Annotated in this window: 7 protein-coding genes; 1 reads left to right on the top strand and 6 read right to left on the bottom strand. The window is 72.2% G+C overall.

Annotation, left to right across the window (positions count from 1 at the left end):
- Positions 1–54 precede the first annotated feature (54 nt).
- Positions 55–1,098 (bottom strand): coiled-coil domain-containing protein, encoded by a 1,044-nt coding sequence (locus tag JOD65_RS04475; protein ID WP_191193561.1) that lies wholly within the window; start codon positions 1,096–1,098, stop codon positions 55–57.
- The gene (locus JOD65_RS04470; RefSeq protein ID WP_191193562.1) at positions 1,091–2,566 is read right to left on the bottom strand and encodes a coiled-coil domain-containing protein; all 1,476 of its coding nucleotides are present in this window, start codon (positions 2,564–2,566) and stop codon (positions 1,091–1,093) included. The genes JOD65_RS04475 and JOD65_RS04470 overlap by 8 nt, the downstream gene beginning before the upstream one ends.
- 136 nt (positions 2,567–2,702) lie before the next feature.
- On the opposite strand from JOD65_RS04470, the gene JOD65_RS04465 reads away from it, so the two are divergent.
- A complete protein-coding gene (locus JOD65_RS04465; protein WP_191193563.1) occupies positions 2,703–3,653 on the top strand; it encodes an NAD-dependent epimerase/dehydratase family protein in 951 nt (316 codons plus the stop codon).
- Positions 3,654–3,756: 103 nt separating this feature from the next.
- Here the strand turns inward: JOD65_RS04465 and JOD65_RS04460 are convergent, their stop codons facing one another.
- The 4 genes from JOD65_RS04460 to JOD65_RS04445 form a co-directional block, all read right to left on the bottom strand.
- The gene (locus JOD65_RS04460; RefSeq protein ID WP_191193564.1) at positions 3,757–5,292 is read right to left on the bottom strand and encodes a dihydrolipoamide acetyltransferase family protein; all 1,536 of its coding nucleotides are present in this window, start codon (positions 5,290–5,292) and stop codon (positions 3,757–3,759) included.
- A gap of 14 nt (positions 5,293–5,306) precedes the next feature.
- Entirely contained in the window at positions 5,307–6,293 is a 987-nt protein-coding gene (locus tag JOD65_RS04455) for an alpha-ketoacid dehydrogenase subunit beta (protein WP_191193565.1), read from the bottom strand.
- A 1-nt stretch (position 6,294) separates the two neighbouring features.
- The gene (gene pdhA / locus JOD65_RS04450; RefSeq protein ID WP_191193566.1) at positions 6,295–7,449 is read right to left on the bottom strand and encodes a pyruvate dehydrogenase (acetyl-transferring) E1 component subunit alpha; all 1,155 of its coding nucleotides are present in this window, start codon (positions 7,447–7,449) and stop codon (positions 6,295–6,297) included.
- 289 nt (positions 7,450–7,738) lie between these two features.
- A complete protein-coding gene (locus JOD65_RS04445; RefSeq protein ID WP_191193567.1) occupies positions 7,739–12,805 on the bottom strand; it encodes a prealbumin-like fold domain-containing protein in 5,067 nt (1,688 codons plus the stop codon).
- Positions 12,806–12,883: the final 78 nt, after the last annotated feature.

The raw sequence follows: 12,883 nt of genomic DNA, 5'->3' as shown, positions 1-12,883 counted from the left end.
TCGCCGATCGAGCGGTGTGTGAGGCGGGTTCTCGAGCGTGAGAACCCGCCTGGCTCACCGCTCCTCGGCCGCGTCCGGCGTGTCGTCCGGCGTGTCGTCCTGCTCGTCGGCGCTCTCCGCGGCCTCGGGCTCGTCCGACTCCGCGCGAGCCGCGTCGGCGACGGGGTCGCCGTGCGGGGCGGTGGCCGAGGGGGCGGGCGCGTCGGACAGGCCGACGACCCCGGGCACGGTGCCGGTGAGGGTCGCGAGCATCTGCCGGACGTTGGACAGCTGGGCGTTGATGCTGTCGCGGCGCTGGGCGGCGGCGGCCAGCTCCCGCTCGGACTCGGCGCGTACGCGGTCGGCGGAGGTGCGGGCCTCGGACACCATGGTCGTCGACCTCTCCTCGGCGTCGGCGAGCATCCGGGCGATGCGCTCCTCGGCCTCCACCCGGTTGCGCTCGAGGGTGGCCTCGGTGTCCTTGTTGCGAGCGGCCATCGCGTCGAGCTCGGCCTGGGTCGCGGCCTGCTGGGCCTGGAACTCGGCCGTGGCCTTCTGGCGACGCTCGGCGAGCGTGGTCTCGAAGTCCGCGGCTGCCTGGGCGGCCTTCGCGCGCTGGTCCTCGTAGAGGGCCTCGGCCTCGGCGCGACGCGCGGAGGCGTCGCGCTCGGCGGCGTCCCGCTCCCCGTCGGCTGCCTTGCGCGCGTCGGCGAGGACGCGGGCGCCCTCGGCGTCGGCGTCGCGGCGCGTGTCCTCGGCGTAGCGGTCGGCGTCGGCGCGCAGGGCACCCACCTCCTGCTCGGCCTCCTTGCGCATGGTCTCGACCTCGCCGAGCACCCGGTCACGGACCTCGGCGGCCTCGGCCTCGGCGAGCGAGAGGATCTGCCCGATGCGCTCACCGAGGTGCTCGTACGACGGCGCCTCGGGCTGGTGCGACTCGCGCGCGACGAGCGCCTCGCGGGATGCCGAGGCCTCGCCCTTCGCCGAGTCGGCAGCCGCCTCGGCCGCCTCGAGCCGCTGACGCAGGTCGGCGACCTCCGCCTGGGCCTGACCCACGGCACGCTCGACCTCGCCCGGGTCGTAGCCGCGGCGCACGGTCGTGAACATCTCTTCAGGCATCGGGGGTCTCCTGGCTTGGCGGGGCTGTGGGGGGTGGCGGGGTGTGGGGGTCGCTGGGGGTCGGGTCGGTGTCGTCGGCTCCGGCCTGCGCGCGCTCGGGCACGGAGAGCGCCGCGATGACGCCGGAGAGCTGGCCGAGCTCGGCCGCGATGGTGTCGCGCTGCTCCTTGAGCTGCGCGATCTCGGCCCGGGCGCGCTCGAGCGCGCGGCGGGCGCTGTCGCGGAGCTGGTCGGCCTCGGCGCGGCCCTCGGCGACGAGCGCGACGGACTCCTCGCGTGCGCGGCGGCGGTCCTCGGCTGCGTCGGCCCGGCTGCGGGTGACCTCCTCGGCGACGAGCGCGCGCAGGCTGGCCGCACCGCTCTCGGCCTCGGACCGGCGGCGTTCGAGCCGCTCGACCGCCCGCTCGGACTCGTCGGTCGCGTCGGCGACGATCCGGGCGGCATCGGCCTCGGCCTGCTCGAGGGCGGCCCTGGCCTCGGCCTTCCGCTCGGCGGCCGTGCTGGCGGCGTCCTGGGTGATCTCCTCGGCCCGCTGCTTGGCCTCGGCGAGCTCGAGCGCCATCCGGCCGTTGACCGTGACGATGACGCCGTGGGCGCGCTGGCGGGCCAGCCGTGCGTGGTCACCGGCGTCGGCGTGGGCGGACCTGCGGATCGAGTCGGCCTCGGTGGCCGCGCCGGCGAGCACCGACTCGACGGTCTGCGTGGCCCACGCGGTCTGCTCGGCGGCGTGGCGCAGCTTCTCGTCGCTCTCGGTGCGCGCGGCGGCCAGCATCTCCTCGGCGGACCGGCGCATCTGGTCGACCTCCGCGCCGGTCGTACGGCGCAGGTCCTCGACGTGGAGCGAGGCCTCGTCGCGCATCCGGGCGGACTCGGTGGACGCGCTGGCCCGCAGCGACTCGGCCTCGGCGGTCGCAGAGTCGAGGTGCTGCTGCCCGGCGGTGCGGGCCTCCTCGACGAGGCGGGCCGCGGTCTCCTGGGCGCCGGCGAGCATGGCGTCCGCCTCGGTCCGCGCGCCCTCCAGCAGCTCGGTCTTCTCGCTGGCCGCGGTGTCGCGCAGCTCCTGCGACTCGGCGCGCAGGGAAGCCGCGTCGTCCTGCGCCTGGGCGCGGAGCTTGTCGCTCTCGGTCCGGGCCGCCTCGACCTGCTGGTCCCGGGCACCCTCGGCCGACCTCATCAGGAGCGCGGCCTGCTCGTTGGCGTCCACGACGATCGTGGCGGCCTCCTGGGAGGCGCCGGCGAGCACCTCCTCGGCCTGCGCGCGGGCGCGGCCGGCCTCGGCGCGGTCGCGCTCGGTCTCGACCTTCAGCAGGCGGGTCTGCTCACGCAGGGTGGCGAGGTCGGTCGTGAGGCGCTCGGCCTCCTCGCGTGCCTCCCTGACCAGCTGGTCGGCCACCTGCTGCGCGCGTGCCAGCAGGGCCGCGGTGGTGGGCGGCTCGCCAGGGGTAGCCGTGGCGGAGTCCTGAGCCATCCGCACACTCCTCTTCTCACCCTTACGGAGGGTCCATTGTCGCAGTTCACGGCCTCTCGTGCCAAAAGGAAGCGGCCGGTTGCGCCCACAGCGAACCGCCCTTGCCGGGGGTGGGGCGAGGCGGTGGAGTGCTCACATGTTGCTCCTCGTGCTCGGCGGCACCCGGTTCCTGTCCCGCGAGGTCGCGCTGCAGGCGGTGGCGCGCGGCTGGGACGTCACCTGCGCCTGCCGCGGCGCGTCCGGACCCGTGCCGGAGGGCGCCACCCACCTGCCGTGGGACCGCGCCGACCCGCCGCCGGCCGCAGTGGCCGACGGCGGCTGGGACGCGGTCGTCGACGTGACGCGGCTCCCGTCGCAGGCGAGCAGCGCCGTCGCCGCGACGTCGTACGCCCACTGGGTCTTCGTGTCCACCATCAGCGTCTACGCCGACAACTCATCGTCTGCGATGGAGCCGTTGCTCGAGCCGATCACCGCCGACGTGGATCTTGCGGTGGACCCGGAGGCCTACGGCGGGATGAAGGTGGCGTGCGAGCAGATCGTGCAGTCGGGCGCGACGTCGTCGGTGGTCGCGCGGCCCGGCCTCATCGTCGGGCCCGGCGACCCGACCGGGCGCTTCGCCCACTGGCCGCAGCGGCTGGCTCGTGGCGGCGAGGTGCTGGCGCCGGGGCGACCCGAGGACGTCGTGCAGGTGATCGACGTGCGCGACCTCGCCGCGTGGCTGCTCGTGCTGGCCGAGACGCGCACGACGGGGACGTACGACGCTGTGGGCGAGCCCGTGCCGCTCGGCGACCTGCTGGGGCAGGTGGCCGCCGGCGTCGGCAACACCGACCCGCGGCTCACCTGGGTCGACAGCGACTTCCTCGAAGGCCAGGGCGCCGCGCCCTGGGCCGGCAAGGACTCGCTCCCGCTGTGGCTCCCCCGGCCGGAGTACGACGGCATGCTGGCGCACGACCCGGGCCCGGCCGTCGCTACCGGGCTCCGGCTCCGGCCGCTGGCGGACACCGCTCCGGGCTGCCTCGACTCCCCCGTCACCGCGCTCACGCCCGAGCGGGAGGCCGAGGTGCTGGCGGCCTGGCACGCCCGCTGACGTCGAGGCGGCGCATCCTGACCTCGAAACACGGTCGAGTCGGCGCATCCTGCTCAGGATGCGCCGACTCGACTTTGATCGGCGTCAGGAAGTGCCCGCTCGATCAGAAGAGCAGGGCCGTGCCCGGGTCCTGCAGCATCCCGGCGACGTCGGCGAGGAAGCGCGAGCCCTTCTCGCCGTCGACGTGACGGTGGTCGAAGGACAGCGCCAACGTCGTGACGTCGCGGACCACGATCTCGCCGGTCTCCTCGTCGACCCACGGACGCTTGTTGACCGCGCCGAAGCAGAGGATCGCGGACTCGCCGGGGTTGATGATCGGCGTACCGGCGTCGACGCCGAACACGCCCACGTTGGTGATCGTGAAGGTGCCGCCCACCATCTCGGCCGGCTGCGTCTTGCCGTCGCGAGCGGTGGCGGTGAGCGCGGCGAGCGCCTGGGCCAGCTCGGTCATCGAGAGCGCGTCGGCGTCCTTGACGTTGGGCACCACGAGGCCGCGCGGCGTGGCGGCCGCGATGCCGAGGTTGACGTAGTGCTTGTAGACGACCTCCTGCGCGGCCTCGTCCCAGTAGGAGTTGATCTCCGGGGTGCGCTTCATCGCGAGGATGACGGCGCGGGCGAGGACGAGCAGCGGGCTGACCCGGGTGTCGCGGAACTCCGGGCGCTTCTTCAGCCGCGCGACGAGCTGCATCGCGGCGGTGACGTCGACGGTGATCCACTCGGTGACGTGCGGGCTGGTGAACGCCGACTGGCTCATCGCCGTCGCCATCATCTTGCGCACGCCCTTGATCGGCTCGCGGGTCTCGCGCTCGCCGGACGCGACCGCTGCGGGAGCGGGAGCGGTGACGGCGGGAGCGGTGGAGGCCGGGCCGTTGGCGGCGGACTGGACGTCGTCACGGGTGATCGAGCCCGACGGGCCGGAGCCGGTGAGGGCGCTCAGGTCGACACCCAGGTCCTTGGCGAGCTTGCGCACCGGCGGCTTCGCCAGCGCGCGTACGTCGCTGGGCTCGGCCTGCGCGGCCGCCGGGACGAGCGCCTCGGCGGGGGCGGCGGCGGGCTCGGGGCGCTGGTCGACGGCCGGGACCGGCGACTCGTCGGCCGGCAGCACGTCCTGCGACTGAGCGCCGCCGGGCGAGAACGCGCCCTGCACCTGCAGCTGCGTCTGGGCGCCGGCGTCGGTGCTCGGGGACGCCGAACCGCGACGGGCCCGGCGCATCGGGCCGCGCTCGGCCTTGATCCGGCCGACGAGGGACGCGCCCTCCATCGAGCCGGAGGCGGCCGGGTTGGACAGGTCGATGTCGGCCGGGTCGACCTGGGCCGCACCTGCCTTCTCGGCCATCCCGAGGTACGGGTCGGACTCGGTCTGCTCGGCCGGGGTCGAGGTGGGGGCCACGGGAGCGGCCTCACCCTCGGCGCCGATCGAGATGATCGGGGTGCCGACCGGCACGGTCTCGCCCTCGGCGACGAGCAGCGCCAAGACGGTGCCCTCGTACGGCGAGGGCAGCTCGACGAGCGACTTGGCGGTCTCGATCTCGACGATGACGTCGTTGATCTCGATCGTGTCGCCGACCTTGACCTTCCACGCGACGATCTCGGCCTCGGTCAGGCCCTCGCCGACATCGGGGAGGAGGAACTCAGACATCAGGAAAACCCCTCTCAGTAGGCGAAGCTGCGGTCGACGGCGTCGAGCACGCGGTCGAGGTCGGGGAGGTACTCCTCCTCGATGCGCGACGGCGGGTAGGGCGTGTCGAACGCGCCGACGCGGAGGACCGGGGCCTCGAGGGAGTAGAAGCACTCCTCGGTGACCCGGGCCGCGAGCTCCGCGCCCATGCCGAGGTTGACGTGAGCCTCGTGGGTGACCACGCAGCGACCGGTGCGACGTACGGACTCGTAGACCGGGGCCATGTCGAGCGGCGAGAGGGTGCGCAGGTCGATGACCTCGAGGCTGCGGCCCTCGGACTCGGCGGCCTCGGCGCACTTGAGCGCGGTCTTCACGGTCGGGCCGTAGGCCAGCACCGTCGCGTCGGAGCCCGGTCGGACCACGCGCGAGGTGAAGAGCGGCTCGGGCGTCGCGGTCTCGTCGAGCTCGGCCTTGTCGGCGTGGTACTGCCGCTTGGGCTCGAGGAAGATGACCGGGTCGTCGTGGGCGATCGCCTGCTGGATCATCCAGTAGCCGTCGACCGGGTTGGAGCAGGCCACCACCTTGAGGCCGGGGGTGTGCGCGAACTGCGCCTCCGGGCTCTCCGAGTGGTGCTCGACCGCGCCGATGCCGCCACCGAAGGGGATGCGGATGACGATCGGCATCTTCACCTTGCCCTGCGAGCGGTAGGTGTACTTCGCGACCTGGCACACGATCTGGTCGTAGGCCGGGTAGACGAAGCCGTCGAACTGGATCTCGACGACCGGGCGGTAGCCGCGCAGCGCCATGCCGACGGCGGTGCCGACGATGCCGGACTCCGCGAGCGGGCTGTCGATGACGCGGTCCTCGCCGAAGTCCTTCTGCAGGCCGTCGGTGATGCGGAAGACGCCGCCGAGCTTGCCGACGTCCTCACCCATGAGCAGGACCTTGTCGTCGTCCTCCATGGCCTTGCGCAGGCCCATGTTGAGGCCCTTGGCAAGCGTGATCTTCTGGTTGGCGCTCATCTCAGTGGGCTCCTTCGAACGACTCGAGGTAGGCGGCGAAGCCGTCGCGCTGGGCGGCGATCTCGTCGGTCATCTCGCTGAAGACGTAGCCGAACTGGTCGAGCGGCTTCGGGTCGGGCAGCGCCTTGCAGCCCTCGCGGAGGTGGTGGCCCAGCTCCTTGGCCTCGGCGTCGAGGTCGTCGAAGAACTGCTGGTCGACCAGGCCGTTGCGGCGCAGGTAGACCTTGAGCCGCTCGATCGGGTCCTTGAGCTTCCAGTGCTCGAGCTCGTCGTTGAGGCGGTAGCGCGTCGGGTCGTCGGTCGTGGTGTGCGCGCCCATCCGGTAGGTGTAGGCCTCGACGAACGACGGGCCGTTGCCCTCGCGCGCCCGCTGCAGCGCGGCCTTCGTGACGGCGTACGTCGCGAGCACGTCGTTGCCGTCGACGCGGATGCCCGGGAAGCCGAAGCCCAGCGCGCGCTGGTAGAGCGGGATCCGGGTCTGGCGCTCGATCGGCTCGGAGATGGCCCACTGGTTGTTCTGGCAGAAGAACACCACGGGCGCGTTGTAGGAGGCGGCGAAGATGAACGCCTCGTTGACGTCGCCCTGGGACGACGCGCCGTCGCCGAAGTGGGCGATCACGGCCGAGTCGCGCTCGGGGTCGCCGGTGCCGACGACACCGTCGCGCTGCATGCCCATCGCGTAGCCGGTGGCGTGGAGGGTCTGCGCGCCGATGACGATCGTGTAGAGGCCGAAGTTGTTCTCGTTGGGGTCCCAGCCGCCCTGGTCGACACCGCGGAACAGGCCGAGCAGCCGCAGCGGGTCGACGCCCTTGCAGTAGGCGACGCCGTGCTCGCGGTAGGTCGGGAAGACGTAGTCCTGGGGACGCAGGGCACGGCCGGCGCCGATCTGCGCGGCCTCCTGGCCGAGCAGCTGTGCCCAGATGCCGAGCTCGCCGTGGCGCTGGAGGGCCGTGGCCTCGACGTCGATGCGCCGGGTGAGGACCATGTCGCGGTAGAGCCCGCGGAGCTCCTCGGCCGAGAAGTCGTGGTCGAACTCGGGGTGGTGGACGCGCTCGCCCTCGGGCGTCAGCAGCTGGACGAGGTCGGGTCCACCGTCGGACTGGGACGGTCCGAAGACGTCCGCAAGGTCGGGGCCGAAGCTCACAGGATCGGTCAACGCACTCTCCTCACAATCAGGCAGCGGCAGTCACGGGATCGCCGGACGCCGACGCTTGCACACGTGGTCGCCGGCGTGTGTGACCCCGACCACAGGATGAGGCTCAACGTATCGGCCGGAGCCTGCCAGCACCAATCTGGGCGGGGCCCCTCGCCCCTGTCGTACGACACCCGCAGGAACGCAGATGGGCCGGCGCCGACGGGCCCGTGGGTGACCTGTCGACGCCGGCCCGCCTCCATGGGGGCTGGAGGCGCGGGCAGCAGCTGCTACCCGGTGATGAAGGCGGCCATCACCGGCTCGTGGCCCGCAGGCCGGTGTCGGGCAGGACCTCGGGGGCCACGCACAACGCCGGGATGCGGAGCTTGTCGAGCCGGGTGGAGCCGACCTTCAACGTGACCTTCGCCCGAGGACGTCCGTGGGTGACGAACTTCCTCGCGGTCTGGGACGACACGGAGATCCGGTGGACCTTCGTGCCCACGCGGAGCGTGTAGACGACCTTCTCGCCGGTGCGGTTGGCGAGCCTGGCTCGCACCGTGCCCTGGCAGCTGGCCCGCGCCGAGCCGACGGCCTTCCCGAACGCCTCCTCGGTCAGCACCTCGGGCGGGACCACCGGCGGAACCACCACGGGCGGCGGGGTGCAGACCAGGACGGCAGCGCTCGCCGTCGGGTCCGTCCCCACGGGCTGGTCGACCGTCGCCGTGTTGGTCCAGCTGCGGCAGGCACCGGGGGCGCCACCGGCAAGGGTGAGCGAGTAGGTGTAGCTCTTCACCAGTCCGGCCGCCCAGGTCAGCGCCGGGTCGAGGACGACCCGCTGCCCGGCGACCGTCTTGTCGTCGACGACCTGGACCGTCTTGTTGGTCTCCGAGCGGACGCCGAAGGTGAGGGGCTGCGTCGTGGCGGTCACCGACGCCGAGGTTGCCGCACCGGGCGGGTCCCACGTCGCGGTCACGCTGAGCGTGCCCGACTCGGCCGGCCGGGTGGCGAAGGTGCAGGCCACCGGCAGGGTCCTCGAGCTGTCCTCGGCGACCGTGACGTCCGAGCCGCCCGTCACGGTGCACACCGCGCCGCCACCGAGGTCCGTCGAGGCCGTGACGTCGGCGACGACGTCACCAGCGGCGTACTGGTTGGGGTTGGTGATCGCCACCTCGCCCTGCAGCCGCCACCCGGACTCCGTCCTTGCGCCGGCCCGGGCCGTCACCGTGTAGGTGAAGGTCGCGTTGCCGTTCGCGTCGGCCGTGCGTTGGGTGGCGTCGGCGACCTTGGTGATCGACCAGGCGTGGTCGACGGCGAGGTCGGCCTTGGCCGTGGGCGCCAGCCACAGCGGCTGCTGCACGCAGACCTCGACCGTGGCGTCGTCGGAGTCGGACTCCTTCGAGTCCGTCGCCACGACCTTGGCGGTGTTGTCGTACGTCGTGCACTCACCCGGCACGCCGTCGAACGCCTTCGTGTAGGTGAAGGTCCGCGGCCCGTCGGACGCCTGGACGACCGCCCCACCGGGCACGTCACCCAGCTGGACCTGGGTGTCGGTCACGGTCGCCGTCGCGTCGGTGACGACCACCGTCGCCTGCGCGAAGTCGAACCCGGCCGTGCCCGAGGCGGAGCCGCTGGTGCCGTGGTAGGCCGCCTTGTCCCACGACGCCGTCGCCGTGTTGGTGCCCGTCGTGCTGGCCGTCGCGCCGGGAAGCACGCACGAGTAGTGGAACGTCGACGTCCCCTTCGGGACCGACAGCGGCCCCGCGGGCTTGTCGATCGTGCAGGTCCCGCCGGGCAGCGAGTCACTCAGCTGCACCCCGGAGATCGTCGTCTGGTTGGGGTTCTGGACCGAGATCACGCCGGAGACCACGAAGGCGGTGTCCTTCGCGGCGGACGGGGTCACGACCACGTCGTAGGCGAACGAGGCCGGCGTGCCCTGCGGCACCGTCTGCGACGAGGCGCCCTTCACCGACTTCTCGATCGTCCAGTCGTAGTCCCGCGCGAACGCCGGCTTCGCGGTCTTCGTCACCACCAGGTCGTCGAGGTCCACGCAGACCTTCACCGTCTCGGTGTCGCTGTCCGACTCCTTCGAGTCCGTCGCCACGACCTTTGCGGTGTTGTCGTACGTCGTGCACTCACCCGGTACACCGTCGAACGCCTTCGTGTAGCTGAAGGTCCGCGGCCCGTCGGACGCCTTGACGACCACGCCGTCCGGCGAGGTGCCGTCGAGGTCGACCTGCGTGTCGGTCACGGTCGCCGTCGCGTCGGTGACGACCACCGTCGCCTGCGCGAAGTCGAACCCGGCCGCACCCGAGGCGCTGCCGCTGGTGCCGTAGTAGGCCGCCTTGTCCCACGACGCCGTCGCCGTGTTGGTGCCCGTCGTGCTCGCCGTCGCACCGGGAAGCACGCACGAGTAGTCGAACGTCGACGTCCCCTTCGGGACCGATACCGCCCCTGCAGGCTTGTCGATCGTGCACTGGCCACCGGGCAGCGAGTCGGTCAGCTGCACCCCGGAGATCGTCGTCTGGTTGGGGTTCTGGACCGAGATCACGCCGGTCACCACGAACTCACCGTCACCGCTGATCGACGGCGTCACCACGACGTCGTAGGCGAACGACGCCGGTGTTCCCTCGTCGACCGTCTGCGACCACGAGCCCGTGACCGACTTCTCGATCGCCCAGTCGTAGTCCCGCGCGAACGCCGGCGTCGCGGTCTTGGTCACCACCAGGTCGTCGAGGTCGACGCAGACCTTCACCGTCTCGGTGTCGCTGTCCGACTCCTTCGAGTCCGTCGCCACGACCTTGGCGGTGTTGTCGTACGTCGTGCACTCACCCGGTACGCCGTCGAACGCCTTCGTGTAGGTGAAGGTCCGCGGCCCGTCGGACGCCTTGACGACCACGCCGTCCGGCGAGGTGCCGTCGAGGTCGACCTGGGTGTCGGTCACGATCGCGGTCGCGTCGGTCACCGTCGGCTGCGCGTCGGCGAAGTCGAAGCCGGCCTGTCCGGACGCCGATCCGCTGGTCCCGTGGTAGGCGGCCTTGTCCCACGTGGCGCTCGCCGTGTTGGTGCCCGTCGTGCTCGCCGTCGCACCGGGAAGCACGCACGAGTAGTCGAACGTCGACGTCCCCTTCGGGACCGACAGCGGCCCCGCGGGCTTGTCGATCGTGCAGGTCCCGCCGGGCAGCGAGTCGGTCAGCTGCACCCCGGAGATCGTCGTCTGGTTGGGGTTCTGGACCGAGATCACGCCGGTCACCACGAACTGGCCGTCACCGCTGATCGACGGCGTCACCACGACGTCGTAGGCGAACGACGCCGGTGTTCCCTCGTCGACCGTCTGCGACGACGAGCCCGTGACCGACTTCTCGATCGTCCAGTCGTAGTCCCGCGCGAACGCCGGCTTCGCGGTCTTGGTCACCACCAGGTCGTCGAGGTCGACGCAGACCTCGACCGTCGCGCCGGAGGTGTCGAAGTCGTCGGTGTCGCTCTCGTCGACCCGGGCGACGTTGTCGTAGCTGCGGCACGCGCCGGCCGTCCCGCCCACTGCGGGGTTGGAGTAGGTGGCGACGACCACGCGGTGGTCAGGGGCGTTCCAGACGTCCGTCCACGCGTAGGTGGGCTGACCGATCGGGACCGGGGCTCCGCCGTCGAACGAGTCCGTCACCGTGGCGTGCTCGTCGATCCTGGGCTGCACCGTGATGGCGTACGTCGCCGCTGCCGCCACATTTCCGGGGTGGACGTCCTTCTGCGGGTACGTGGTCTGGTCCCAGCTGACCGTCGCGGTCGTCGTGCCACCGACGAGCGCACCAGCGCCGGGGTCGCACGCGTAGTCGTACGACGTGGTGCCGGCGGCGACGTCCACCTGGACCCCCGGGATGCCCGGGTCGACGTCGACGGCGGCGTTGCTCGGCAGGAAGTGGCACGCGAGGTCGCCGGCGATGCCGATCGTGGCGCGCATGCTCGGGTGCGTGGCGGCCGGGTTGGGGTTGGTGACCGACACCGTGCCGTGCACCTCCTTGCCCGCGGCCGGCCCCTCGGGCAGGGCCTCGAGCTCCACGCGGTACTGGAACGAGGCGGTCGCGCCCTCCTCGATCGTCTTCTTCGCGTCCCCGACGACGCTCTTGTGGACCCGCCAGTCATAGGCGACGCCGTAGGAGCCGGACGCCTGGTTGGCCACCGCGAGGGGCTTGAAGAACAGCTTGTTGGTGAACTTCACCGTGGCCACGCTCGTGCCGCTGCTCCCGACGACCACGCCCGTGTGGACGGTGGTGTCGGGCGCGTAGCCGGCGGGCGTGGCGATCTCCTCGACCGCGTAGGTGCCGGGCTTGGCGGGGTCGATCGTCACGATGCCGTCGGCGACGGTGTCGACGCCGGGCGTGCCGCCGTCCTTGACGACGAGCTCGGCCGCGGCCGCGCCTGCCGCGCCCGGGACCGGGTTCGCGGTGACCCGGAACGTGGCGCCGGGGACGAGCCGCTGGAACTGGTCGCGCTTCTCGATGACGAGCTTGCCGCAGGTGGGCGGCACCGAGATGCCGATGCCGCCGACGAAGTCCAGCAGGGACGACTTCTCCGAGTCGCCGGCGAAGGAGCGGACGTTCATCACGCCGTAGGCACCGCGGCAGTCGCCGACGGTGTCGAAGGAGCTGAGGTTGACCGCGGCCTCGGCGAAGAGCTTGCCCTCACCGGTCGCGCCGTCGAAGCCGGCGCCGGCCGTCGGGGTGGGACACCACGCCGACGGGGTCGCGTAGCCGGGGACCGTGAAGCACGCCGAGTCGAAGGTCCCGGTCGCGGACTGGGTCCACTTGTAGGCGGCGGTGAGGGCGAAGTTGCCGTTGCCGTCCTGCTCGAAGCGGAGGAGGAGGTCGTTGACGGTGCGGTCCGGCCGGAACTGGACGGAGTCACCGGCCTCCTTGGGGAGGTTGGCCTTCTGGTTGAGCTCGGCCATGAAGGTCATCGTCCCGCTCTCGGCGATGCGCCTGAATCCGAGGAACGCCCAGCTCGAGGACCCGGTGACGAAGTGCGAGTAGACGTCGGAGATGTCGCCCTGGTCGGTGGAGGTGCCGGTGCCCTCCGACCAGTCGCTCGGGTTCTCGAACTCCTTCGAGCCACCGGTGAAGTTGCTGTCGTCGGCGGTCTTCACGGGGTCGGTCGCCGGAGGCGCGACCCCCGGGCTGGTCCAGTCCGTGCCGCCGCCCTCGACGGAGGTGTTGCCGTCGATCTCGAAGCCGGCGGTGACGCCCGCCCCGGCGGACGTCGTGGTCGCGGCCTGCACCGCGACGGTCGGGACGAGCAGGAGGAGCGCGATCGTGCCCCTCAGCCGCCCCGAGCCTCCGTGCCGTCCATCGGCATGGGCCCCTCTGGCCCGTCGTCCCCACTGTGTCGTCATCGTTCGTACGCGTTGCATTGCCCGCCCCCTGGCGCGAGTAGTCCCCACTGAAGCTGATCGGTGACCGACGCCCCCCAG

It is taken from the genome of Nocardioides cavernae, from assembly GCF_016907475.1.
Taxonomy (GTDB): Bacteria; Actinomycetota; Actinomycetes; order Propionibacteriales; family Nocardioidaceae; genus Nocardioides; species Nocardioides cavernae.
The sequence above is the reverse complement of the archived record's forward strand: the minus strand, read 5'-3'. Positions and strand labels throughout refer to the sequence as shown.